The following is a 22,438-nucleotide window of genomic DNA, read 5'->3' on the forward strand; positions in this document are numbered from 1 at the left end:
CTTACCACAACCTCTGGCCGGGCACGAACTGATAGTTCGCCAGCATGGGGCCAATCACGGGGGCGTACACCAGCACCACCAGCAGCAGCGCAGCGGCGGTGAGGGCCAGCAGCGGCTCGGTGCGGCGCACCAGAAGGCTGGCGCCGGCCAGATTCTCGCCGGCCGCGCTGATGGCCTCGCTGTAGGGAATGGGCGTGCTTTCGGGGTCCTCCACACGCGGCGAGAGCAGGGTCCTGAACAGCACCCCGAAAAAGAGGATCGCCGCCACGAACAGCACCATGCCGCTCACGGCCGTCATGAGTTTGGGCAGGGCGATGTTCATGCCGTCGTACACCGCCTGCTGGGCCGCCGCGCTGACCTGCGCGCGCCGGGGCACGCCTGCAAGGCCCTGCCAGTGCATGCCCACGGCAAAGAGCATCATGCCTGCAAACCACAGCCACACCGAGACCAGGGCGGCGCGTGGCCCGGCCAGCCGCTTGCCGGTCAGGTGCGGCAACAGCCAGAAGGCCAGCCCCATGAAGGTGAGGGTGGTGGCGGTGCCCACGGTGATGTGAAAGTGCCCGGGAATCCAGGCGGTGTTGTGCACCACCGGCGAAAAGGCCATCGAGGCGTTCACGATGCCGCCCGCGCCGCCGAAGATGAACGAGACCATGGCCAGCACCTGCGCGGTCATGGACGCGTTGCCCCAGGGCAGGCGCGTGACCCAGCCAAAGAGCCCCCGTCCGCCGCGCGCCCGCGCCGAGTCTTCCAGCGCCGCGCCCACCGAAAAGGCCGTGAGCAGGCTGGGCACCGCCACCAGGAAGGTCAGGAACATGTGAATCACCTTCCAGCTGTGTTGCACGTTGGGGTCGGCGTACTGGTGGTGTAGTCCCACCGGCACGCTGAAAATCAGGAACAGGGTAAAGGCCAGCCGCGCCAGTCCCTCGCTGGCGATGCGGCCCCCCGCCTGCCGGGGCAGAAAGGCGTACCACGAGATGTAGGCCGGCAGCAGCCAGAAATATACGATGGGGTGCCCGGTCCACCAGAACAGCGTTCGGGCCAGCAGCGGGTCCACGCCGCGCGTCAGGCCCAGCGACCAGGGAATCAGCATGACCACCACCTCAATCACCAGCCCCAGCGAGGCCACGCCCCACATCAGCCACGTCGCCACGCTCATATACGCCACCAGCGGGGTTACGCGGCCCGGGTGAGCGCGTTTCCAGCCCAGCCACAGCCCCACCACCTGCGCCGCCACCAGCAGGCTGGCCGCCACCATCACGGCCGCGCCGATGTAAAAGACCGGGCTGCCTTCCAGCGGCGGGTAGAAGGTGTAGAGCACGGTGGCGTCGTTCGTGAGCAGCGGCACGGCGGCCGTCAGCAGGCCGGCGGTCATGGTGAGATAGGTAAACCACGCAAAACGCATGTTGGGGCGCACGTTCAGGTCACGCGCGGGCAGGTACAGCATCCAGCCGCTGATAAAGAACTGGGTAAAGACCAGGGCGTTGAGCACCCCGTGCAGGGTCAGGCCCTGGTAATAGGACTTGATCAGGTTTTTCAGCAGCGGAAAGTCGTAGACATTCACGCCGCCGTAGTTCAGCGCCTGCAAGGGGCCCAGCAGCACGCCGATCAGCAGGGCCAGAAAGGCCGTGACGATGTAATACTGCGTGAGCTTTTTCAGGCTGGTCAGGGTGGCCGCGTCCAGGGCGGCGGGCGAACGGCCCACCCCCGGTTGCGCAGGAACGGTGGTCACAGTTACTCCTTGGCCGCCGGGGCAGGCGGCTCCACCAGAAAGCGGGTGATCATGTTGTGGTGGCCCAGGCCGCAGTATTCGTTGCAGATGACGTGCTGCTCGCCGCTCCTGCGGAAGGTGACGGTCAGGGTGGCCACGTGGCCGGGCAGCAGTTCCACGTTGACGTTCGTGCCGGTGATCTGAAAGCCGTGGGCGACATCGGTGGCGGTCACGTGCAGGGTGACGGGGCGCCCGGCCGGCAGGCGCAGCACCGCCGGCTGAAAGGTGAAGTTCCCCGCCACGATGTAGGCGTCCAGCGTGCCCTGGGCATTCACCACCGGCTGCCCGGCCGCGTCCACCACCAGCCCCGGCCGGGCAAAGGGCGTGGCGGCCAGGTTGGCGGGGTCCACGCGGCCCTTGGTTACGGCCATGCTGTGGCCGCCCCCCTGGCCGCTCAGGCGAGGGTAGGTGCCGCTGATCAGGCTGCTCAGCACACCCACGAACAGCAACACGGTCATGACCACGGCCACCCCCAGCCAGATGCGCTCGTAGCGCTCCAGGGCGTGGTGGTCCAGGCGCGGGGCTTGCGGCGCGCGGCGCATCTCAGGCCCGTCCCTGGAAGATGCCCAGGACCAGCAGCCACAGGGTGGAGATGCTCAGCACCAGCACGGCAATCACCATCAGCGTGCCCCGGGGGGGCGTGGTGCGCTGCGGGCCCGCGTGGGGGTCGTGGGGGCGGGGCGCCTGGGGCGGGCGGCTCATGGCCCGCCCTCCTGGCCTGGGGTGCCCGGCTGGCCCAGCTGCGTGGCCGGCGTCCGTTCAAGTCTGCGCCGTTCAGGATTCCGCATGAAAGACCTCCATGCGGCGAGCCTCGCCCCGGGGCGTTACGAGGCCATTACGACAGGCCAATCCCGAAGGGGCCAATTCGGAAGGTCATGACGGACAGCCGCGCGGCGCCGGGGAAAGGTGCCCTACAGCAGGCGGCCCGGGTCCACCGCGCGCGCCGCCGGGTCCGGGGTGGCCACCGGCACGCCGTGGGCATTCAGGGCCTCGCGCAGCATGGGAATGTTTTTCAGGGCGTGGCCCTTGGTGGTGTTCTCGAAAAAGATATACAGCTCAGACAGGTCCCCCTGCACCAGGGCGATTTTCTGGGCCCACTCGTCCATCTCGGCGCGGTTGTAGCGGTAATCGTGGCGCTCGGCGGCACTCTGGCCTTCCCACCAGCTACCCGCGTTGCGCCCGTGCAGCCGCAGATACCCCACGTCGCCCGTGGCGTGCAGCTGCGGCTCGGGCAGACCGCCGGCGGGTGGGTAGTCGGGGCTCACCCAGATCAGGCCGCGCTCGGCCATGCCGCTTCGCACCTCGGGGAGGTCCCAGTCGGCGCCGCGCAGTTCCACGGCCAGTTCGTGGCCGGCAAAGCGTTCCGCCAGCCCCTGCAGGTACTTGCGGTTCTCGGCGGTGCGGTGAAACGAGTAGGGAAACTGCGCCAGGTAGGGCCCCATCACGCCTGCTTCGCGCAGCGGCTCCGGGCTTTGCAGCATGCGGTCAAAATCGGCGTCGGTGGGCGCGCGCTCGTGGGTAAAGACCTTGTTCAGCTTCACGGCAAAGCGGGTCTGGGCGCCGCTGCGGCGCACCATGCCCTCAAAGGCTTTCAGGCCCGGAATGCCGTAAAAGGAACTGTTCAGCTCCACAGCGTCAAAGTGCGCGGCGTAGGTGGACAGGTAGTCGTCCTTGCGCACCCCCTCGTACAGCAGGCCCGGCGCGGCCCAGTCCTCGTTGCTAAAGCCGCCACAGCCGATATACACGCGCATACGGTCAGGGTAAGCGCCCCCGGGGGCCAGGGGCGCGAAGTCTGAAGATTTTCTGGCCAAGTCGCTCGCTGTTGATCGGGGGCCTGGCAGCGAGAGACTTACGAGGTGCGTGGCGCGCGGTTGAGTAGGGTCCAGAACGCCTGAATGGTGCGCAGCGCTTCACGGAACTGGGTGAAGTCCAGCGGCTTGACCACATAGCCGCTGGCGCCGTGGGCGTAGCAGGCCCGGATGTCACGGCCCTCGCCGCTGGTGGTCAGCATCACCACCGGCAGGCCCTGCAGCCCGGGCTCAGCGCGGATGGCGTCCAGCACGGCCAGCCCGTCCATCTGGGGCATCTTGAGGTCCAGCAGCACCACGTCGGGCAGGGTGCCGGCCTCGCGGGCCTCGCGCAGCACGCTCAGCGCGGCGGCGCCGCTGGAGGCCACCAGCACTTCGGGGCGCCCAGGGGCCTCATCCAGGGCCGTCAGGGCCAGTTCAAGGTCGTTGTGGTTGTCGTCAACAAGCAGGATGCGGCGGGTGTTCACAGTGCCCCCAGGTGCAGGTGAGACCGAATCCAGAACGCACAGAAACTGTCGGGGCCGGACCCCACCGCAGAGGAGAAAGACAGAGACAGGAAGACGCTGGGTGCAGAGGGAAGTGGGCAGCAGGGGCCCGGTGAAGACGAAACGGCCGGTGGTCAACCACCAGTGACCCCCAGTTTAACAAAACCGCATGAGCGGACCTTAAAGATTTGCTTATCTGCCTGAGGGGGCCCCCGGCGCGGCCCTTCTTGACAGGGGCCACGCCGGGGCGCGCGCACCCGCGTAAACTGGCGCGCATGTTGACCAAGCGCATTATCCCCTGTCTGGACGTGCAAAACGGGCGGGTGGTGAAGAATGTTCGCTTTTTTGAAAATCACCGCGACGCCGGCGACCCCCTGGCCCTGGCCCAGGCCTACGAGGCGCAGCAGGCCGATGAACTGGTGTTCTACGACATCACGGCCACCCATGAGGGCCGCAGCCTGATGCTGGACGTGGCCGCCCGCGTGGCCGAGCAGGTGATGATGCCGCTGACCGTGGGCGGCGGCGTGAACGCCCTGGCCGACTTCCGGCAACTGCTGCTGGCCGGCGCCGACAAGATCAGCGTGAACAGCGGCGCCCTGAGCCGCCCTGAGCTGATCCGTGAAGCCAGCGACCACCACGGCGCGCAGTGCGTGATGCTGAGCATAGACGCCAAGCGGCGCCAGGGCGGCGGCTGGAACGTGTTCCGCGCGGGCGGGCGCGTGGACACAGGGCTGGACCTGATTGAATGGGCGGTGCGCGGGCAGGCCCTGGGCGCGGGCGAGATCTGCCTGAACGTGATGGACGCCGACGGCACCCGCGCCGGCTTTGACCTGGAAGCCACGCGCGCCGTGGCCCAGGCGGTGGACCTGCCGGTGATCGCCTCCGGGGGGGCGGGCCAACTGGAAGATTTCCGCGAGGTGCTGCGGGGTGGCCCCGCTGGCGGCCACGCCGACGCCGCCCTGGCCGCCAGCGTCTTTCACTTTGGTGAACTGACGGTGCCGCAGGTCAAGGCATACCTGAAGGGCGAGGGGCTGGCTGTGCGGCCGGACTGGGAAACGGGGAGTGGGCCGTGGTAAGTGGGCCTGCCTGTTGCTCCACTGACCACGCCCCACTTTCCACGCGCTGCCCGGAGGGCCCCCATGACGACTGACCTGCCCGGCACCCTGAAATTTGACCCCCACACCGGTCTGCTGCCGGTGGTCACCCAGGACGCCCGCACCGGCGCTGTGCTGATGCAGGCGTGGGCCGACCGCGCGGCGGTGGTGCGCACCCTGGCCACCCGCGAGGCCACCTATTACTCGCGCAGCCGCCGGGCGCAGTGGATCAAGGGGCAGAGCAGCGGCCACACCCAGCGCGTGCTGAGCGTGCAGACCGACTGCGACGGCGACAGCCTGCTGTACCGGGTGGCGCAGACTGGCCCCGCCTGTCACACCGGGGCGTACAGCTGCTACCACCAGCCGCTGCTGGAGGGCCCCGACCCCGGCACCGGCCTGGACGGCACACTGGAGCGCGTGTACGCCACCATTGCCGATCGGCTGGCCACCCTGCCCGAACACAGTTACGTGGCCCGGCTGCACGCGGGCGGCCTGGACCGGGTGCTGAAAAAAATCAGTGAGGAAGCGGGCGAGGTGCTGCTGGCGGCCAAGAACGGGGATCAGGCCGAACTGGCCACCGAGGCGGCCGATCTGCTGTTTCACCTGCTGTTCGCCCTGGCCGAGGTGGGTGTGGGAACGGCCGAGGTGGCGGCGGTGCTGCAGGCCCGCGAGGGCAAAACCGGCCTGAAAGGGCCCAAAGAGGTGGGCTGAGAAATAACCCGGACGGCACAAGCCTAAAGAAGGCATGAACGGCGGGCCTGATCCACCGCGCCCAGTGCCGCTTACCCCTGATCAGGAGTGCCCCGGCCACCTGATACGGCTTCCGTCTGTTGCGCCGACACATCGGGAAAGAGCCGACGTGCCAGCTTCACGCCCGGAAGCCGTTTTTCTCCTCCTCGCTCGGATTGAACCGTTTGGTCAACGCTTCAATCGGAGCGAGGAGGAGCAAGGGTCTGGGCCCTTCCCCACCTCAGGAGGGACCCCTATGAAACAGACTGCGCTGCTTGCCCTGATGTCTTCGCTTCTTCTGGCCGCCTGCAATCCGGTCACCCCACCCGCCGCCCCTGCCGGCCAGCTGGCGTACGGCCTGACCACCGGGGGCCAGCTGGTGTCATTCGGCCTGGACAACGCGAACGCCAGCCTGAGCACCATGAATGTGACGGGTCTGGGCAGCGGCGAGACGCTGGTGGACCTGGACGTGCGCAACACCGACAACATGCTCTACGCCCTGTCCAGCGCCGGGAACATCTACCGCCTGAGCATGGCTGGCGCTGCCACCCGCGACGGCGCGGCCCTGGGCGAGGCCGCCGTGGCCATGGACTTCAACCCGGTGGCCAACCGCCTGCGCGTGGTGGGCACAGCGGACCGCAACTTCCGCGTGACCCTGAACAGTGCGCCGGTCCCGGGCACCTCGCCGGCGGGCACCGTGACCAACGACGGCACCTATGCCTACGCGCTGAGCACCCCCAACCCCAATCTGGTGGCGGCTGCCTACACCAATTCTTTTAACAACAGTGCCAGCGGCGCGGTGAACCCAAACACCACCACGGAGCTGTTCACCATTGACGCCGATACCGACGCGCTGGTGCTGCACAGCAACAACCCCACTGGCCCGGCCGGCAACTTCAGCCTGCTGACCTCGCGCGGCGCCCTGGGCGTGGACGCCATGCCCGGCATGACCGGCTTTGACATTACCGGAACCAGCAGCGCCTACCTGAGCACCAGCACAGGCGGCACCACCTCGTTTTACACCGTCAACCTGGGCACCGGCGCCGCCACCCTGAAAACCACCCTCAGTGGCGTGAGCCTGAAGAGCTTTGCCCTGGCCCTGACGCCGCAGTAAGTCCGGGGGGGGTCGCCCCTCAAGCCCTGCTTCCCTGTCTGGGAGGGCGGGGCTTCGCGTTGTTCACGCCGCGCCGCATCCAGGGGTGCAACCTGGCCCCGGCGCAGCAGGCCGATATGACACAATAAAGCCCTTCATTCTCCGGTGAGCGCGTCCGGCCCGCTGCCCGCGCGCCTGCTCCGTCCTCACCCCATGAGGTTGCGCCCATGTTCATCGCCCAGCTCAGTGATCCGCATGTAGACACCGCCCAGCCGCACAAGGCCGGGGCGCTGCGCCGCGCCGTGGCCTTTCTCCTCTCTCTGCCCCGCACCCCCGACGCCGTGCTGATCACGGGTGACTGCACCGAACACGGCCACCCGCAGGAATACGAAGAATTCCAGGCTGCCCTGGCGCCGCTGACCATGCCGGTGTACGTGGTGCCGGGCAACCATGACCGCCGCGACGAGCTGCTGGCGCGCTTTGCCCCGCCCGGCCAGAGCCTGGACGGCTTTCTGCAGTACGTGGTGGAGGACTGGCCGCTGCGCCTGATTGGCCTGGACACCCACTGGCCGGGGCAGGGGGCCGGGCAGCTGTGCCCGGCGCGGCTGGCGTGGCTGGACCGGGTGCTGGCCCAGGCTCCCAGTCGCCCCACGCTGCTGTTCATGCACCACCCGCCCACAGCAACAGGCCTGCGTGTGCTGGACGAGATTGGGCTGCAGGGGCGCGCCGAGCTGTGCGAGGTGGTGCAGCGCCACCCCCAGGTGGTGCGGGTGCTGGCCGGCCACGTGCACATGCCGCTGACCGCCAGTTTCGCCCACACCACGGTCATGACCTGCCCCGGCACCGACGCCACCTTTCAGCCCGACTGGGCGCAGACCGAGCAGCTGGTGATCCAGTACCAGCCGCCGCTGGCGCTGCTGCACCGCTGGGACGAGCGCAGCGGTCTGCTGAGCTTCACGGCCGCGCTGGACGCCGCGCCCTGGGTCACCCTGCACGACGGCCAGCGGTGGGCGGGCTGACCCCAGCCCCCCACGCCCCCAAGGCCGAGTGGCGGGCCTGGGCACGCGAGGTCCGCGCCGGGCTGCCGGACGGGTCGGCCGCCGTCACGGCGCACCTGCAGGCCTTTTTGCAGGCCCGCGGCGCCCGGCGGGTGCTGGCCTACCGCGCCCTGGCCGGCGAAGCGGACGTGTCCGGGCTGGCCGCGAACTTCGAGCTGCTGACCACCCGCGCCCGCTTCCGGCCGGCGCCGCACCTGACGCTGCACCCCTGGCACACCGCCACCGAGCCCAGCCGGTTTGGCGCCCTGCAACCGCCGGCCGGCGCGCCGCAGGTGCCGCTGGCCACGGTGGACGCCGTGCTGCTGCCGGCCCTGGCCTACGACGTGCGGGGCGTGCGCCTGGGGTACGGCGGCGGCTTCTATGACCGCCTGCTGCCGGGCTTCGCGGGCCTGACGGTGGGTGTCACTGCGGGCGCGCTGCTGGTGCCCGCGCTGCCCACCGACCCCCATGACTGCCCGGTGGCGTGGCTGGCCACAGAAACCGGCGTGCAGGCCGCCCAGAGGCCCGGCATATGATCCGCTGGCCCTTTCGCCTGGCGGCAGCTGCCACGGTGGTGGCGGGCATGGCTGACCACACCCGCGCCCACCAGGCGGCCGAAAGTGCCCTGATCCTGACCCTGATGGCCGGGGTGCTGGCCCGCGCCCCCGAACGCTCTGGGCGTGACACGGCGCTGCTGGTGGGGGCGCTGGCGGCGTCGGGGCTGGGGGGCCTGCACATTGCCACCGCCACGCACCTGAGCGACCCCCAGGGCCACCCTGCGGGGTTCCGGCGGGGCGCGGCGTGGTACGCGCTGGCCCAGGCGGCGTACACCGGACTGCTGTGGCGGCGCGGGGCCCGGCCGCACGGGGGCGCGTGGCCGCTGCGCGCAGCGGCAGCGAGCGTGGGTCTGGCGCTGCTGCTGCGCGGCGACCGCGCCAGCCTGCCTGCGCTCAGCGGCTACGGCACGCTGCTCTCCGGCATGGCCCTGCTGGCCGCCGACCCCCGGCTGGCCCCAGCAGCGGGCCGGCACCTGCGCCGGGGTGGATGGCTGTTCGTGGCGTCCGACCTGCTGATTCTGGTGCGGCGCTTCCTGCTGCGGGGCCGCCTGGACCGCGCCCTGACCGAGGGGCTGATGCTGGCCCTGTACGCCGCCGCCCAGCGGCATCTGGTGGACGGCCTGCTGCAATTGACACGCCAGGAACAAGAGGGGTAGGCGCTCAGCCCTCCACCCGCAGCTCGGCCTGGGCCGGCCCCCCGCAGTTCGCCACGATGGCCTGCGCCACCACCCCGGCGGCCAGGGCGCCCCGGGGCACCCGGCCCACCTGGGTCCACAGCCCCGTGTCCACCGCTGGCGGCAGCACCAGGGTCAGCTCCAGGCCCCGGTGTTCCAGCCGGGCGATCTCGGCGGCGCGGGCCAGGGCGGCCTTGCTGGCGGCGTACTGGGTAAAACCCCGTGCCGTCACCAGTTCTGGGCGGGCGCCCAGCAGGTACACGCGCCCGCCCGCATTCAGGCGCCCCAGCCCATGCTTGAGCACCCACAGCGCCCCGAAATAGTTGGCGTTCCACACGGCGCGCACCTGGGCCGGGTCGGCCCCGGCCAGCGGTTCGGGGTGGGCCGCGCCCGCCGCATACACCAGCGTGTCCAGTGGCGCCGGCAGCTCCTCAAACAGCGCCCGCACATGGCTTTCGTAGCCCAGGTCGGCGGGCCGGGCCTGGGCACCCAGCTCACCCGCCAGGGCCTGAAGGCGCGCCTCGTCCCGCCCGGACAGCGTGAGCGTGGCCCCTGCCTGTGCAAACGCGCGGGCGGTGGCCGCCCCAATCCCGCCCGTCGCTCCGAAGATCAGCACGTTCATCCCGTCAGTCAAGCCGTTTCCCGCACGGCAGACGGTACGCCCGCGTTCAGTCCACGTCGGTCCCCAGGGCCGGGTTCAGCGCCAGTTCGGCCGCGCGCTGAATCTGCGCCGGCAGGTTGCGGCCCAGGCTCAGGGGCGGTAGGGCGTCCAGCGGGAAAAAGCGGCTGTCGGTGGTTTCGAGGTTGGCCGCGTGCGCGCTGTCCTCCGGGCCCACCAGCTCGCAGTGCACAAAGAGCTTGTACACCGCCCACAGATCCGGCGGGTGGGGGTGCTTGGCCTTGTCCACCACCGACAGCAGACGCCGGGCGCGGACCTCACGGCCCGTTTCCTCACGGACCTCGCGCACCGCGATTTCACGGGGGCTCTCGCCGGGGTCGGCCCAGCCGCCGGGCAGGCTCCAGCGGCCATCCGAGGCTTCACGGGTCAGCAGCACCTCGCCCCGGGCATTCAGGACCACGGCGCGCACGTCCACCTTGGGCGTCAGGTAGCCCTCTTCCACCCGCAGCAGGCCCGCCACCGCCGCCGGCGCCTGCCCGGTCTGTTCGGCTAGCAACTCGGCGGACAGGTCGCGCAGGCGCTCAAAGCGCTGGCGGTCGTAGGGGTCGCGGGTGTAGGTCAGACCGGCCTGGGCAATGGACTGCAACTCGCGGAGCTGGGCCAGGGTGGGCATGGAACGACTCTACCCGGCGCCCAGCGGCCACGCCTCCACCGGAAGATAGACGGCCCCCGGCCCCGCCTTGCGCAGCCAGACCAGTTCGGTGGCGGTGAAGGTCAGCGGGTGGGCTTCCAGGTCGGCAAAGGTGGCCTGGGCGGCTTCCAGCACCGGGTCCAGCTTCAGGCCGCGCCGGCCCAGCGCCACCGAGAGGTGCGGCGTCATCCCTGGGCCCTCAGAGCCAAAGCGTTCGGCGGGGTTCAGGGCCGTGAGCAGCGCGAGGTGAAGCCCCACGGCGCCGGAGCTGTGGACCTGCAGGTACAGCGCGCGGCCCCCAGGAAACAGACGTGGCCCGCCAAGGGTCAGTGGGACAGGCTGCAGCGCCGCCGCCACCGCCTGCGCGGGCACCTGCCAGGCCAGGTCAGGCCCCAGGCCGCTGCGCGCTTTCACGGTGATGTGCGGCACCGCAGCGGCGTCCCGAATCCCGTGCGCGGCGCGAAAGGCGACCACCCGCCTGGCCAGTGTGGCCGGGGGCAACAGGGCCAGGAGGTGCGAGGCGGTCATGCCTTCCCCGTCAGGCGACGGAGAGCAGCCCAAAAGAAAGGAAATCCTTCCCACTGGACAGGTTTTTCAGCGCGCTGCATCCCCCTCTTCCCCCTTGTTCTCGTCCGCACCGCCCGGACGGCCGAGCCCCCGTTCCGCTACGATTTTCCCATGACCGACACCCCCACAGAGCCGCTCAAGCGGACGCCGCTGCACGCTGCGCACCTGCGCGCCGGGGCCCGCATGGTGCCTTTTGGCGGCTGGGACATGCCGGTGCAGTACAGCGGCCTGAAAGCCGAGCATGACGCCGTCCGCACGGGCGCAGGCGTGTTCGACGTGTCGCACATGGGCGAATTCCGCGTGACCGGTGCGGGCGCCCTGGCCTTCTTGCAGAGCGTGACCACCAACGACGTAAGCAAGCTCAGGCCCGGCCGCGCCCAGTACAACTGGCTGCCCGGCGTGCAGGGCGGGCTGGTGGACGATATCTACATCTACATGGTGGCCGAGGGCGAGTACCTGATGGTGGTCAACGCGGGCAACATTGCCAAGGACTGGGCGCACCTGAACGCCCATACGGCGGGCTTTGACGTGCAACTGACCGACGAGTCGGACCGGTGGGGGTTGATGGCCGTACAGGGACCAAAAGCCGCCGAACTGCTGCAACCCCACGTCAACGTGGACCTGAGCACCAAGAAGAAGAACGCCTACTTTGCGGCCAAGCTGTTTGGGTTCGGCGTCATGCTGGCCCGCACCGGCTACACCGGCGAGGACGGCTTTGAGGTGTTCGTGGAGGCCAGCGAGGCCGAACCTGTCTGGGACAAACTGCTGGCCATTGGCCTGACGCCTGCTGGCCTGGGCGCGCGCGACACCCTGCGTCTGGAAGCGGGCTTTCCGCTGTACGGCCACGAATTCAGCGACACCATCCACCCCCTGTCCAGCACCTACGCCTGGGTCGTGAAGGACAAGGCGCACGTGGGCCGCGAGCACATCAGCCTGGCGCCCGCCCACAAGCTCATCGGCCTGCGGCTGGAACGGGTGCCCGTGCGCGAGGGCTACCCCGTCAAGGTGAGCGGGCACGTCGTCGGGCACGTCACGAGCGGCACCAGCAGCCCCACCCTGGGCCACCCCATTGCCATGGCGCTGGTGGAAGCCGCCCACGCTGCGGCCGATACCTTTGACGTTGAAGTGCGCGGCAAGGACCATCCGGCCACCCGCATGGACCTGCCGTTTTACAAAGGGTAAGTGGGGTACAGGCGGCAGCGTACAGTCAACACCTCCCGCCTCCTGCAGACCGCGCACCCTTTCCTACACACTTTTCCCCCCAAACCCCGGAGAATACACACCATGACGAACACCCCCTCTGACCTGAAATACGCCGCCTCGCACGAATGGCTCTCTGACGACGGCACCGTGGGCATCACCGACTTTGCGCAGGAGCAGCTGGGCGACGTGGTGTATGTCGAGCTGCCCGAGGTGGGCCGTGTGGTGGAGGCGGGCGAGACGATAGCGGTGGTGGAAAGCGTGAAAACGGCCAGCGACATCTACGCCCCGGCCAGCGGTACGGTCACGGCCGTCAACGACGCCCTGACCGCCAGCCCCGAACTGGTCAACAGCGCGCCCTACGAGGGTGGCTGGCTGTTCAGGCTGGACGTGACCGGCGAGGGCGACCTGATGGACGCGGGCGCCTACACCAGCGCGAACGGCTGACAGAGGCCGTGAGCCATGAGCTTTGAGCCCTGGGGCCGCGCGCCCACAGGCTCCTTTGTTCTGCCGTCTTTTCCCCCTGGCTCATGGCCCACAGCCCAGAGCCCTTCCCAGGAGTCCCCATGACCCCCAACCACCAGCGAACCACCCTGACCGAGCTGCTGCAGACCGCTGACTTCACCGACCGCCACATTGGCCCCACCGACGCCGAACAGGCCCAGATGCTTGCCGTGCTGGGCGTGGGTAGCCTGGATGAACTGAGCGACTCCACCCTGCCCGAAAGCATCCGTTTTGACGGCGCGCTGAACGTGGGCGGCCCCGTCACTGAAGCGCAGGCTTTGAGCGACCTGAAAGCCGTGGCGCAGAAGAACAAGGTGTTCCGCAGCTACATCGGCATGGGCTACCACGGCACGCATACGCCGGGCGTCGTGCTGCGCAACCTGCTGGAAAACCCCGGCTGGTACACCGCCTACACCCCCTACCAGGCCGAGATTTCGCAGGGCCGCCTGGAAATGCTGCTGAACTTCCAGCAGACCGTGATGGACCTGACCGCCATGCCGGTGTGCAACGCCAGCCTGCTGGACGAGGCCACCGCCGCCGCCGAAGCCATGACCCTGGCTAAGCGGGCGGGCAAGAGCAAGGGCAACACCCTGTACGTGGCGCAGGATGTGCACCCCCAGACGGTGGACGTGATCAAAACCCGCGCCGAATACTTCGGCTACGACATCGTGACCGGCCCGGCGGACGCCGAACTGCCCGAGGGCACCTTCGCCGCGCTGGTGCAGACCCCCGGCACGTCCGGCGACCTGCACGACCTCTCCCCCATTGCCGAGCGCGTGCACGCGGCGGGCGGCCTGCTGATTGCGGCCACCGACCTGCTGGCGAGCGCCGTGGTCAAGCCCGTGGGCGAGATGGGCGCTGACATTGTGATTGGCAGCGCCCAGCGCTTTGGCGTGCCCATGGGCTTTGGTGGCCCGCACGCGGCGTTCCTGGCCTGCCAGAAGAGCTTCGAGCGTTCTATGCCCGGCCGCGTGATCGGCGTGAGCAAGGACGCGCGCGGGCACACGGCTTACCGCATGGCGATGCAGACCCGCGAGCAGCACATCCGCCGCGAAAAAGCCACCAGCAACATCTGCACCGCGCAGGCACTGCTGGCGAATATGGCCGCTGCTTACGCCGTGTACCACGGCCCCAAGGGCATCCGAACGATTGCCGAGCGGGTGAACCGTATGACCGGCATTCTGGCCCGGGCCCTGACAGACGCCGGAGTGACGGTGACCCCCACTTTCTTCGACACCGTGAGCTTTGAGGGTGACATGAGCGCCATCCGCGAGCGGGCTGAGGCCAAGGGCATCAACCTGCGCTACGAAGGCAGCCGCATTTCGGTCAGCCTGGACGAGACCGTGACGGTAGCCGACCTGGGCGACGTTATCGAAGCCATCACCGGGCAGCCGGCCGACGTACTGGCGCTGGACGCGGGGGCGGTGGACGGCATCCCCGGGGGCCTGAAACGCACCACGGACTACCTCACCCACCTCGTGTTTAACACGCACCACAGCGAGCACGGCATGCTGCGCTACCTGAAGACCCTGGAAAACAAGGACTACAGCCTGACGCACGGCATGATTCCGCTGGGCTCCTGCACCATGAAGCTGAACGCCACCACGGAAATGATTCCGGTGACGTGGCCCGAGTTCGGGCAGCTGCACCCCTTTGCCCCCGCCGACCAGACCGAAGGCTACGCCGAGATGCTGACCGAGCTGGAAGCGTGGCTGGCCGACATTACCGGTTACGACGCCGTGTCCCTGCAACCCAACAGCGGCGCCCAGGGCGAATACGCGGGTCTGCTGGTCATTCGCAAATACCACGAAGCGCGCGGCGAGGCGCACCGCACCGTCTGCCTGATTCCCGCCAGCGCCCACGGCACCAACCCCGCCAGCGCCGCCATGATGGGCATGCAGGTGGTCGTGGTAAAAACGGACGCCGACGGCAACATCGACATGGACGACCTGAAGGCGCAGGCGGAAAAGCACAGCGCCAACCTGGGCGCGCTGATGATCACCTACCCCAGCACGCACGGCGTGTATGAGGAGCGCGTGACCGAAGCCTGCGAGCTGATTCACCAGCACGGTGGGCAGGTGTATCTGGACGGCGCAAACATGAACGCCCAGGTGGGGCTGACCAAGCCTGGCCTGATTGGCAGTGACGTGAGCCACCTGAACCTGCACAAGACCTTCGCCATTCCGCACGGCGGCGGCGGCCCCGGCATGGGCCCCATTGGCGTCAAAGCCCATCTGGCGCCCTACCTGCCCAACCACGCGGTGCGCGCGGTGAACGACAGCCAGACCGGCGCCGTGAGTGCCGCCCCCTACGGCAGCGCGAGCATCCTGCCCATCTCCTATCTGTACATTCGCCTGCTGGGCGCGCAGGGCCTGAAGAAGGCCACACAGGTGGCCCTGCTGAACGCCAACTACATTGCCCAGGGCCTGAAGGGCGCTTACCCCGTGCTGTACACCGGGCGCAATGAGCGCGTGGCGCACGAGTGCATCATTGACCTGCGCCCGCTCAAGCAGGCCACGGGCATCACCGAGGAAGACGTGGCCAAGCGCCTGATGGACTACGGCTTCCACGCCCCCACCATGAGCTTCCCCGTGCCCGGCACCCTGATGATCGAGCCCACCGAAAGCGAGCCCAAAGCCGAGCTGGACCGCTTTATTCAGGCCATGCTGGGCATTCGCCGCGAGATTCAGGACGTGCAGGACGAACTGATCGCCGCTGGGGACAGCCCGCTGAAGAACGCGCCCCACACCCAGGCCGATCTGATGGACGAGGCGTGGAACCGCGCCTACAGCCGCGAAACCGCCGCCTACCCCACGGGCACCCAGAAGGCGTGGAAGTACTGGCCGGCTGTGAACCGCGTGGACAACGTGTACGGCGACAGGAATTTCGTGTGCTCCTGCCCGCCGGTGGAGGAGTACGCCGAGGCGTAAGTCTGCCCTGCACGTCATTCAATTCGTGCCCCGGCCCCTTTTTGCATAGGCCGGGGTTGCGTTTGGCCTGAGCGGCTGGCACCGCAGCCTCCTTACCCATCGCTGCGCCCGGGTGTGGGAGAAGGACCCGCATGCCCATCTGTTTCTCCCCTCTTCTTCACCTGGGCCGCCGATCATTCCCTTATGACGACGTCACAGCCGAACACTGCCCTGAACCGCGTCACCAATTTCCTGGGGTACTTCAGCCTGGGCCTGGGCGGGCTGGAAGCTGCGGCGCCAGGGGCCCTGGCCCGCACGCTAGGCCTGGAGGGCCGCCAAGGGCTGCTGCGCCTGTACGGGGTGCGGGAGATTGGCGCTGGCGCCGCACTGCTGACCCAGACAGGCACCGGCAAGTGGCTGTGGTCGCGTGTGGCTGGCGACGTGCTGGACATTGCCACGCTGCTCCCTGCCCTCAGCACCCGGAACCCCAAACGCACAAATGCGGGGTCGCGCTGGCCTCGGTGGTAGCGGTGACTGGGGTGGACCTCTGGGCAGCGCTGCAATGGGCTGAGCACGAGGCGAGGGCCAGGAAGCCGCTGGCTACCTGAGCCCGTTCTAAACTAACGTTATGACGCACTTTTCCGACGATTTCCGCGACTTTCTGGAAGCGCTGAACGGACGGCAAGTGCGCTATCTGGTGGCAGGTGCATTCGCCCTGGCTGCTCACGGCCACCCCCGATACACCAAGGACCTGGACATTTGGTTGGATGTCAGCCCAGACAATGCGCAGCGGCTTGTGGCTGCCCTGCGTGACTTTGGCTTCGGCAGTCTGGGCCTGACCGAGCAGGATTTCTTGACAGAAAACATTGTGGTTCAGTTAGGCTACGAACCGAACCGCATTGATCTCCTCACCACTTTGGATGGCGTGACCTTCAGTGAGGCTTATCCACGCCGCGTCATGCTCTCGCTGGCAGGTTATCCAGCCCCTGTGCTGGACGTACAGAGTTTGAAGACGAACAAACGCGCCACGGGCCGTTTGCGGGACCTGGCAGATATAGAAGAATTGGGGGATTCGTGACCCGTAAAGCCACCGTCAAGATTTATCAGAAAGGCACCGAGCCCCCAGCTTCAGCCGAATGGCGTGACCGTACGCCTGAGGAACGGATCATGGAAGTGTTTCGCCTGCGCGCCATGTGGGGCGCCGACCGCGAACCCATGCAGCGCGTTGTGGCGATTCGACCTTTGAAGAAGCTGGGAGGCTAACTAGCGACCAAAACAAAAAACCCGCCCTCTTCGGCGGTGATAAAACCAAGATAGCCCGGTATGCACCCGGCGTCAAGCCCTACGCAGCTACCCGATTCACGCCGTCCAGCGCAGCACTTTCAAACCCTCACAAGTCCAGATATGCACGAAAAAGGCGGGCCGCCCTCTCCCGGCACCCGCCTCTCCCTGTTTACCGCTTGTTGCCGTGGTCCCCTTCCTGAAACTCCTCAATCATCTTCTCAATGAACGCGGGCAGATCGTCCGGTTTGCGGCTGGTCACAATGCCCCGGTCCACCACGACTTCCTTATCCATCCACTCGGCGCCCGCCAGTCCTAATTCATGCTTCAGACTGGGCCAACCTGTCATCTTCAGCCCTTTTGCAATCCCCGTTTCGCTGAGGCTCCAGGGGCCGTGGCAGATGGCGGCAATGGGCTGGCCGTGGTCATAAAAGGCACGCACGAACTGCATGGCGTAGGCGTCCAGCCGCAGCTTGTCGGGGTTCACGGTGCCGCCGGGCAGCAGCAGGCCGTCGTAGTCGCTGGGGTTGGCCTGCGTGACCGTGTGGTCCACGTCGTACTTGTCCCTGGGCACGAGGTCGCCTTCCATGCTCTGAATCTGGCCCGGCTTCAGGCTGATCAGGTGCGTGGTGGCCCCGGCGGCTTCCAGGGCCTGCCGGGGCCTCACCAGCTCCACCTGCTCCACCCCATCGGCGGCGAGAATGGCGATCACTTTGCCGGCCAGCGGCTTGCCTGTCGGGTCGCTCATGCGCCCCAGCGTGGCGGCAAAGCCGGGCGATGAGGTGACGGCGCGCTGAAGGGGGGTTCATGAGGGCCCACACAAGCAAAAGGCCGCGCCGGAAGGGGGCTCCGGGCGCGGCCTGGGGCAGCGAAAGCCGGTTACTTGCCCGTGGGCGGCGTGGTGACCTCCACGGCCGTCAGCGTCTCCAGAATGCGGTAGCGGTGCGGCGCATTCATGGGTACGCAGTAAGAGTCGCCGGGTTCCAGCGTGACCGTCTGGCCGTCCACCGTCAGCTCGGCGCGGCCCGAGATCACGTAGCCCAGGGTCTCGTACTCGGCGCGGGTCTCGGGCTTCTCGCCTGCGGGCTCCTCGCGGTGCCACAGGCGCATGCTGGCGTGCTGGCCGCGAATCAGGTGGTGCTCGCCGTCTGGGCCGTGGGTGGTGTCGCGCTGGCTGACTTTGTAGGTGGTCATGCCTCAGCCTGTCCCGCCTGCGCCTGGGGGGGATGAGGGGGGCCTTCAGGCAGGGTTACGTGGCTGGCGCTGCAGGGAATGCCGCCCTGCACGGCCTTGCCACGCCGCCCCCATTTTTTGTTGTCCCAGAGGTCATTTTTGCCCCCTAGCCGGAACTGTCGGGTGGGGAGTACACTGGCCGTCTAACGGGCCTGCGTGCCCAGGGGGGTGAGGACACATCGGCACCAAGGAGGACGTTCGTTCGCGGCTGAGCATCGCGGACGTGGTGGGCGAATACGTGCGCCTCGCCCCGGCGGGCAAGGGCCGCCTGAAGGGCCTGTGCCCCTTTCACAAGGAAAAGAGCCCCAGCTTTCAGGTGGACACCGAGCAGGGTTATTTCTACTGCTTCGGCTGCAAGGCGGGCGGAGACGTGTTTGCCTTCGTGCAGCGAACCGAGAACCTGAGCTTCGGAGACGCCCTGCGCAAGCTGGCGGAAAAGGCGGGCGTGCAGGTGGAGGCCAAGTACGGCGAGAGAAGCAGCCGCGACCTGTACGACGTGAACGCCTTCGCTCTGGCCTATTTCCGCGACAGCCTGGCCGGGCCCCTGGGCACCGCCGCGCGCGAGTACCTGACCCGGCGCGGACTGACCCCGGCCACCGTGGACGCCTTTGAACTGGGCTTTGCCCCGGACGGCTGGGACGGCCTGCTCAAACACGCCCGCGTGAAGGGCGTCAGCGAAAGGCAGCTGCTGGACGCCGGCCTGCTGACCGAGAACCCGGAATCGGGCCGCGTGTACGACCGCTTCCGCGCCCGGGTGATGTTTCCTATCCGCGATCACCTGGGCCGGCTGGTGGGCTTTGGGGGCCGGGTACTGGACGACAGCAAGCCCAAGTACCTCAACACCCCGGAAACCGAGGCCTTTCGCAAGGGCGAACTGCTGTACGGCCTGGACAAGGCCCGCACTGGCCTGGGCAGCGGCACCGAACTGGTGGTAGTGGAAGGGTACATGGACGTGATCACCATGCACCAGCACGGCTTTACCGGCGCCGTGGCCTCCCTGGGTACTGCCCTGACCGCCGAGCACGCCACGCTGCTCGAACGCCTGGGCGCGCAGAGCATCGTGCTGCTGTTTGACCGCGATGAGGCGGGCCTGAAGGCCACCCTTTCCGGGCTGGACCAGGTGCTGGGGGCCAAGTTCCGGGTGCGCGCCACCAGCGTGCCCAGCGGGAAGGACCCGGCCGACACCCTGCTGGCGGGCGACGTTGACAGCCTGCGCCGGGCGCTGGCCAGTGGACTGGACGAGGTTCGTTACCGCGTGCAGGCCGCCATTGAAAAACACGGCACCGCCACCAGCGAGGGCAAGCGCCGCATTCTGCTGGAGCTGCTGCCGCGCATGCAGAACCTCGACCCCCTGGACGAGATTGCCGAGGGCGTGCGCGCCGCCGCCTGCGAGACGCTGGGCATCAAACCCGAGGCCCTGATGGAATGGATTGCCAGCAAGGCCAAGCGCCGCACGCTGACCGACACCCACCTTGCCGGCATGAGCACCGCGCGCCACGAGGAGGACCGCGAACTGGCGCTCCTGAAGCAGCTGCTGGTGGACCCCAGCCTGCTGGCCAAGCTGGACGGCTCCATGCCCTGGCGCAACGAGGCCGTGCGCAAGGTCATGCTGGCCGCGCGCGGCGCCCAGAGCCCCGACGACATTCTGGACATCTTCCGGGGGCAGCCCGAAGAACAGCTGCTCATCCGCCTGATGTTCGAGGGGCGGGATTCGGGGACGATTGGCCGGGAAAACAGCCACCAGTACGAGCAGAAGGTGGGCGCCTACGCAGCGGCGGCCGTGGACGACATTCAGGTGGGCCTGAGCATTGACGCCCTGCGCGCCGAGGTGGACCTGCTCAAGACCCAGGTGGCGGGGGCCGCACCAGCAGAGCAGTTGGGGCTGCTGCGCCAGATTCAGGAGTTGCAGCGGGCGATTGAGGCCGAGAAGCGGGCGCGGCGCGGCGGCGCCTAGCCGGAGGCCGGGACAGGCACCACACGGCGGCCTTGCCTGGGCGCTCCGGCCCGCTTCCCTACACCCGAAGGGCGGCGCTCTCCGACGGCCGGCATTGCCCACCCCGGAGTGGCGGAGGGCAGAGGCCCGACACAGGACCTGTCTCTGAACAGCAGACGTGAGACGGAACTCAGGTGAGCCGCAGGCGAGGGGTGCGCAGACTCGCAGTGCTGGCCTGCAGACCGAGCACGAGAAAAGACGGGACTCCGGCGATGGAACAGCACCCCTGCGCGCTTCTCAAGAGGCTTTGGCATCAGAGGCGTCCCGGATGTTATACGGGTTCCGAAAAATTCCGTAACTCGTTACGGAATTTTTTCGACCGAAGGGAGCAGGAAAAGATGCGGATTTCCGGGAATTGGGCTGGAACAGCGCCGAAGGCGGGGAACATCCCCCTTCTTCCCGGATGTTACGGAAATGAACGGAATCCGTATTACGGCTGCCGAAACATGCGGTCTCTCAGGACAGCATTCCTCCAACCGGAGGGACTCGCAGAGCTGCACAGAAGTGGCCCAGTACACCACAGGGCACAACAGCGAAAACCCCACCTTGCGGCGGGGTTTCTGTCTGGCGTGCCCGAAGAGATTCGAACTCCTGGCCTTCTGATCCGTAGTCAGACGCTCTATCCAGCTGAGCTACGGGCACATCCTGGGTGACACGTGGCGGAGAGAGCGAGATTCGAACTCGCGGTAGAGAATAACCCCTACGAGCGTTTAGCAAACGCTTGGTTTAAGCCACTCACCCATCTCTCCATACTGCGTCTGGATTGTCATGTTTGGCGAGGGGTGAGGGATTCGAACCCCCGGTAGGTTGCCCTACTACGGTTTTCAAGACCGTTGCCTTCAACCACTCGGCCAACCCCCCCGGCGTGGTGGGGCGCGCTGTCGGGTGTCCTAAGCGCGAGGGGAAGTATATGAGCACGCGCCGACCTTGTCAACGCCTGCGGCGCCAGCCCCACAGGGCCACCGCCGCCAGTGCCAGGGGCAGCCAGGCCCCCGCGTGCCGGGAGGGCCGCGCCTCACCGCGCAGCAGGGCGCGCAGAGCTTCTTCGTGGGGGGTGGCGGGGGGCTGGGGCCGGGTCTGTGGGGGCAGCGTCAGGTCGGCGCTCAGCACAGCCGTGTGATAGGCGTTTTCCTCCGGGTGGCCGCTCCCCGCTGCGCGCTGCGCGCCCAGTTCTCGCAGGGTCTTATGGGCCCCCTCGCCCACCCAGGGGGCCAGGGCCAGAAAGCCGGGGCGGGGGGCCGTCATCACGTAACTCCGGGGCTGCGGCGCCTCGTCGGCGGGGCCAGTGATGGCGCTCTGGCCATCGAAGGTCAGGTCCAGCAGGTTGCCCACCACCATGGGATTGACCGCGTAGCGAATCTGGGGGCTGGTGGCGGTCACCTGCCAGCTGCTCTCCAGCCACGCCACCGGCTGGTCGCGCACGTTTTCGGGGTCCGGCGGCAGGCCCTCGCGGGCGGTCCAGGGCGAGCCATTGGCGTCGGGCTGCAGCAGCACCGTGCAGCCCTGCGCCTCCAGGCGGCCAATCACATCGGCCCGGAAGGCGTCCAGGCTGATGGCCACGCCCAGGTCCCCGGCCGGCGTGGGAAACACGCGCAGCTCCTCCAGCTGCCCGGGGCTCAGGTCCACTCCACCTGCCTCTTCATCCGGAGTCAGGTGCACCTTGTCGGCGGTGCCGATCAGGTCGCCCTGGGGGCCAAACAGCACGGTCTGATTGGTCAGCACCCCGGGCACGCGGCGCAGCTGGGCGCCCACGCGCTCGTAGCGCGGCATGGGGGCCGACCCGCAGCACAGGTACACACCGAACTCGCGCGCCAGCTCGCGGCAGGTGTGCAGGTACAGCGCCGCGTTCTCGTCTATGGTCGCCAGTTGCAGCGCCCGCACCGGCGAAACCCGTTCGCGCAGCAGCAGCGGCAGGGTGCGCGGCAGCCGGGCCACAAACAGCGCCAGCGCCACCCGCTGGAAGGTGCCCAGCCGCAGCGCCCAGCCCCCACCACGCAGCACCAGCGGCAGGCCGTTGAGTTCGGTCAGCACGACCAGATTGGGCCGGTCCGGCGCAAGGTGCGGCCGGGCCGCATTCAGCTGCGCGCGCAGCCAGCGGCGAAAGCGCGGGGCCGAGATGAAATCGGTGGCGTGCCACTGGGGCTGCACAGCCACGGCGCGAACGGTGCGGGGAAGCATGGGCACAGCCTAGCGAGT

General features: G+C 68.2%; 24 protein-coding genes and 3 tRNA genes. 13 read left to right on the forward strand and 14 right to left on the reverse strand.

Going from position 1 to position 22,438, the window contains the following annotated elements:
* Position 1 precedes the first annotated feature (1 nt).
* The 5 genes from C8263_RS08190 to C8263_RS08210 form a co-directional block, all read right to left on the reverse strand.
* A complete protein-coding gene (locus C8263_RS08190) occupies positions 2 to 1,729 on the reverse strand; it encodes a b(o/a)3-type cytochrome-c oxidase subunit 1 (RefSeq protein WP_199188349.1) in 1,728 nt (575 codons plus the stop codon).
* 2 nt (positions 1,730 to 1,731) lie between these two features.
* A complete protein-coding gene (locus tag C8263_RS08195) occupies positions 1,732 to 2,310 on the reverse strand; it encodes a cupredoxin domain-containing protein (protein ID WP_107137626.1) in 579 nt (192 codons plus the stop codon).
* Position 2,311: 1 nt separating this feature from the next.
* Positions 2,312 to 2,470, reverse strand: a complete 159-nt coding sequence (locus C8263_RS08200) for a cytochrome c oxidase subunit 2A (RefSeq protein WP_107137627.1) — start codon at positions 2,468 to 2,470, stop codon at positions 2,312 to 2,314.
* A gap of 209 nt (positions 2,471 to 2,679) precedes the next feature.
* Positions 2,680 to 3,519 (reverse strand): DUF72 domain-containing protein, encoded by an 840-nt coding sequence (locus tag C8263_RS08205; protein WP_107137628.1) that lies wholly within the window; start codon positions 3,517 to 3,519, stop codon positions 2,680 to 2,682.
* Between the two features lie 98 nt (positions 3,520 to 3,617).
* Positions 3,618 to 4,043, reverse strand: coding sequence for a response regulator (locus C8263_RS08210; protein ID WP_107137629.1), 426 nt, complete (start codon positions 4,041 to 4,043; stop codon positions 3,618 to 3,620).
* A 293-nt stretch (positions 4,044 to 4,336) separates the two neighbouring features.
* On the opposite strand from C8263_RS08210, the gene hisF reads away from it, so the two are divergent.
* From hisF to C8263_RS08240, 6 genes are all read left to right on the forward strand, one after another.
* The gene (gene hisF, locus C8263_RS08215; RefSeq protein WP_107137630.1) at positions 4,337 to 5,137 is read left to right on the forward strand and encodes an imidazole glycerol phosphate synthase subunit HisF; all 801 of its coding nucleotides are present in this window, start codon (positions 4,337 to 4,339) and stop codon (positions 5,135 to 5,137) included.
* A gap of 63 nt (positions 5,138 to 5,200) precedes the next feature.
* Positions 5,201 to 5,866, forward strand: coding sequence for a bifunctional phosphoribosyl-AMP cyclohydrolase/phosphoribosyl-ATP diphosphatase HisIE (hisIE, locus tag C8263_RS08220; protein WP_107137631.1), 666 nt, complete (start codon positions 5,201 to 5,203; stop codon positions 5,864 to 5,866).
* 274 nt (positions 5,867 to 6,140) lie between these two features.
* Positions 6,141 to 6,998, forward strand: coding sequence for a DUF4394 domain-containing protein (locus tag C8263_RS08225; protein WP_107137632.1), 858 nt, complete (start codon positions 6,141 to 6,143; stop codon positions 6,996 to 6,998).
* 206 nt (positions 6,999 to 7,204) lie between these two features.
* On the forward strand, positions 7,205 to 7,996 hold the full coding sequence (locus tag C8263_RS08230) for a phosphodiesterase (protein ID WP_107137633.1): 792 nt from the start codon (positions 7,205 to 7,207) through the stop codon (positions 7,994 to 7,996).
* Positions 7,993 to 8,550, forward strand: coding sequence for a 5-formyltetrahydrofolate cyclo-ligase (locus tag C8263_RS08235; RefSeq protein ID WP_107137682.1), 558 nt, complete (start codon positions 7,993 to 7,995; stop codon positions 8,548 to 8,550). Before C8263_RS08230 ends, C8263_RS08235 begins: the two co-directional genes overlap by 4 nt.
* On the forward strand, positions 8,547 to 9,227 hold the full coding sequence (locus tag C8263_RS08240) for a lysoplasmalogenase family protein (RefSeq protein WP_107137634.1): 681 nt from the start codon (positions 8,547 to 8,549) through the stop codon (positions 9,225 to 9,227). Before C8263_RS08235 ends, C8263_RS08240 begins: the two co-directional genes overlap by 4 nt.
* Positions 9,228 to 9,231: 4 nt before the next feature.
* Here C8263_RS08240 and C8263_RS08245 read toward each other — a convergent pair whose 3' ends face one another.
* From C8263_RS08245 to C8263_RS08255, 3 genes are read right to left on the reverse strand one after another with little or no spacing between them, the layout of a single operon-like run.
* Entirely contained in the window at positions 9,232 to 9,867 is a 636-nt protein-coding gene (locus C8263_RS08245; protein WP_107137635.1) for an SDR family NAD(P)-dependent oxidoreductase, read from the reverse strand.
* A 46-nt stretch (positions 9,868 to 9,913) separates the two neighbouring features.
* Positions 9,914 to 10,537, reverse strand: coding sequence for an NUDIX hydrolase (locus C8263_RS08250; RefSeq protein ID WP_107137636.1), 624 nt, complete (start codon positions 10,535 to 10,537; stop codon positions 9,914 to 9,916).
* 9 nt (positions 10,538 to 10,546) lie between these two features.
* Positions 10,547 to 11,083 (reverse strand): 2'-5' RNA ligase family protein, encoded by a 537-nt coding sequence (locus C8263_RS08255; RefSeq protein WP_107137637.1) that lies wholly within the window; start codon positions 11,081 to 11,083, stop codon positions 10,547 to 10,549.
* A gap of 150 nt (positions 11,084 to 11,233) precedes the next feature.
* On the opposite strand from C8263_RS08255, the gene gcvT reads away from it, so the two are divergent.
* The 6 genes from gcvT (at position 11,234) to C8263_RS08285 (ending at position 16,998) form a co-directional block, all read left to right on the forward strand.
* Complete coding sequence (gene gcvT / locus C8263_RS08260) at positions 11,234 to 12,304, forward strand: glycine cleavage system aminomethyltransferase GcvT (protein WP_107137638.1); 1,071 nt, start codon at positions 11,234 to 11,236, stop codon at positions 12,302 to 12,304.
* Between the two features lie 102 nt (positions 12,305 to 12,406).
* A complete protein-coding gene (gcvH, locus tag C8263_RS08265) occupies positions 12,407 to 12,769 on the forward strand; it encodes a glycine cleavage system protein GcvH (protein WP_107137639.1) in 363 nt (120 codons plus the stop codon).
* A gap of 119 nt (positions 12,770 to 12,888) precedes the next feature.
* Complete coding sequence (gene gcvP / locus C8263_RS08270) at positions 12,889 to 15,756, forward strand: aminomethyl-transferring glycine dehydrogenase (protein ID WP_107137640.1); 2,868 nt, start codon at positions 12,889 to 12,891, stop codon at positions 15,754 to 15,756.
* Positions 15,757 to 15,939: 183 nt separating this feature from the next.
* The gene (locus C8263_RS08275) at positions 15,940 to 16,263 is read left to right on the forward strand and encodes a hypothetical protein (RefSeq protein ID WP_107137641.1); all 324 of its coding nucleotides are present in this window, start codon (positions 15,940 to 15,942) and stop codon (positions 16,261 to 16,263) included.
* A 100-nt stretch (positions 16,264 to 16,363) separates the two neighbouring features.
* Positions 16,364 to 16,813, forward strand: a complete 450-nt coding sequence (locus C8263_RS08280) for a hypothetical protein (protein WP_107137642.1) — start codon at positions 16,364 to 16,366, stop codon at positions 16,811 to 16,813.
* Positions 16,810 to 16,998 carry a hypothetical protein gene (locus C8263_RS08285; protein ID WP_107137643.1) on the forward strand — a complete coding sequence of 63 codons (189 nt, stop codon included), beginning with the start codon at positions 16,810 to 16,812 and terminating at the stop codon, positions 16,996 to 16,998. Before C8263_RS08280 ends, C8263_RS08285 begins: the two co-directional genes overlap by 4 nt.
* A gap of 190 nt (positions 16,999 to 17,188) precedes the next feature.
* On the opposite strand, the gene C8263_RS08290 is transcribed toward C8263_RS08285, so the two are convergent.
* Positions 17,189 to 17,764 (reverse strand): type 1 glutamine amidotransferase domain-containing protein, encoded by a 576-nt coding sequence (locus C8263_RS08290; protein WP_107137644.1) that lies wholly within the window; start codon positions 17,762 to 17,764, stop codon positions 17,189 to 17,191.
* A 131-nt stretch (positions 17,765 to 17,895) separates the two neighbouring features.
* On the reverse strand, positions 17,896 to 18,210 hold the full coding sequence (locus C8263_RS08295; protein WP_107137645.1) for a cupin domain-containing protein: 315 nt from the start codon (positions 18,208 to 18,210) through the stop codon (positions 17,896 to 17,898).
* Between the two features lie 217 nt (positions 18,211 to 18,427).
* On the opposite strand from C8263_RS08295, the gene dnaG reads away from it, so the two are divergent.
* Positions 18,428 to 20,203 carry a DNA primase gene (dnaG, locus tag C8263_RS08300; RefSeq protein ID WP_107137646.1) on the forward strand — a complete coding sequence of 592 codons (1,776 nt, stop codon included), beginning with the start codon at positions 18,428 to 18,430 and terminating at the stop codon, positions 20,201 to 20,203.
* Positions 20,204 to 20,807: 604 nt separating this feature from the next.
* On the opposite strand, the gene C8263_RS08305 is transcribed toward dnaG, so the two are convergent.
* From C8263_RS08305 to C8263_RS08320, 4 genes are all read right to left on the reverse strand, one after another.
* A tRNA-Arg gene (locus C8263_RS08305) sits at positions 20,808 to 20,884 on the reverse strand.
* A 15-nt stretch (positions 20,885 to 20,899) separates the two neighbouring features.
* A tRNA-Ser gene (locus C8263_RS08310) sits at positions 20,900 to 20,991 on the reverse strand.
* Positions 20,992 to 21,015: 24 nt separating this feature from the next.
* Positions 21,016 to 21,103 (reverse strand) — tRNA-Ser (locus C8263_RS08315).
* A 69-nt stretch (positions 21,104 to 21,172) separates the two neighbouring features.
* On the reverse strand, positions 21,173 to 22,420 hold the full coding sequence (locus C8263_RS08320; RefSeq protein ID WP_107137647.1) for a nitrilase-related carbon-nitrogen hydrolase: 1,248 nt from the start codon (positions 22,418 to 22,420) through the stop codon (positions 21,173 to 21,175).
* Positions 22,421 to 22,438: the final 18 nt, after the last annotated feature.

It is taken from the genome of Deinococcus arcticus (assembly GCF_003028415.1).
In the GTDB taxonomy this organism is placed as follows: domain Bacteria; phylum Deinococcota; class Deinococci; order Deinococcales; family Deinococcaceae; genus Deinococcus; species Deinococcus arcticus.

Excerpts from the sequence above, each read along its gene's own strand:
- C8263_RS08195 (WP_107137626.1), bottom strand. The coding sequence starts at position 2,310 with ATGCGCCGCGCGCCGCAAGCCCCGCGCCTGGACCACCACGCCCTGGAG.
- C8263_RS08200 (WP_107137627.1), bottom strand. The coding sequence starts at position 2,470 with ATGAGCCGCCCGCCCCAGGCGCCCCGCCCCCACGACCCCCACGCGGGC.
- C8263_RS08205 (WP_107137628.1), bottom strand. The coding sequence starts at position 3,519 with ATGCGCGTGTATATCGGCTGTGGCGGCTTTAGCAACGAGGACTGGGCC.
- hisF (WP_107137630.1), top strand. The coding sequence starts at position 4,337 with ATGTTGACCAAGCGCATTATCCCCTGTCTGGACGTGCAAAACGGGCGG.
- hisIE (WP_107137631.1), top strand. The coding sequence starts at position 5,201 with ATGACGACTGACCTGCCCGGCACCCTGAAATTTGACCCCCACACCGGT.
- C8263_RS08225 (WP_107137632.1), top strand. The coding sequence starts at position 6,141 with ATGAAACAGACTGCGCTGCTTGCCCTGATGTCTTCGCTTCTTCTGGCC.
- C8263_RS08230 (WP_107137633.1), top strand. The coding sequence starts at position 7,205 with ATGTTCATCGCCCAGCTCAGTGATCCGCATGTAGACACCGCCCAGCCG.
- C8263_RS08240 (WP_107137634.1), top strand. The coding sequence starts at position 8,547 with ATGATCCGCTGGCCCTTTCGCCTGGCGGCAGCTGCCACGGTGGTGGCG.
- C8263_RS08245 (WP_107137635.1), bottom strand. The coding sequence starts at position 9,867 with ATGAACGTGCTGATCTTCGGAGCGACGGGCGGGATTGGGGCGGCCACC.
- C8263_RS08250 (WP_107137636.1), bottom strand. The coding sequence starts at position 10,537 with ATGCCCACCCTGGCCCAGCTCCGCGAGTTGCAGTCCATTGCCCAGGCC.
- C8263_RS08255 (WP_107137637.1), bottom strand. The coding sequence starts at position 11,083 with ATGACCGCCTCGCACCTCCTGGCCCTGTTGCCCCCGGCCACACTGGCC.
- gcvT (WP_107137638.1), top strand. The coding sequence starts at position 11,234 with ATGACCGACACCCCCACAGAGCCGCTCAAGCGGACGCCGCTGCACGCT.
- gcvH (WP_107137639.1), top strand. The coding sequence starts at position 12,407 with ATGACGAACACCCCCTCTGACCTGAAATACGCCGCCTCGCACGAATGG.
- gcvP (WP_107137640.1), top strand. The coding sequence starts at position 12,889 with ATGACCCCCAACCACCAGCGAACCACCCTGACCGAGCTGCTGCAGACC.
- C8263_RS08275 (WP_107137641.1), top strand. The coding sequence starts at position 15,940 with ATGACGACGTCACAGCCGAACACTGCCCTGAACCGCGTCACCAATTTC.
- C8263_RS08280 (WP_107137642.1), top strand. The coding sequence starts at position 16,364 with ATGACGCACTTTTCCGACGATTTCCGCGACTTTCTGGAAGCGCTGAAC.
- C8263_RS08290 (WP_107137644.1), bottom strand. The coding sequence starts at position 17,764 with ATGAGCGACCCGACAGGCAAGCCGCTGGCCGGCAAAGTGATCGCCATT.
- C8263_RS08295 (WP_107137645.1), bottom strand. The coding sequence starts at position 18,210 with ATGACCACCTACAAAGTCAGCCAGCGCGACACCACCCACGGCCCAGAC.
- C8263_RS08320 (WP_107137647.1), bottom strand. The coding sequence starts at position 22,420 with ATGCTTCCCCGCACCGTTCGCGCCGTGGCTGTGCAGCCCCAGTGGCAC.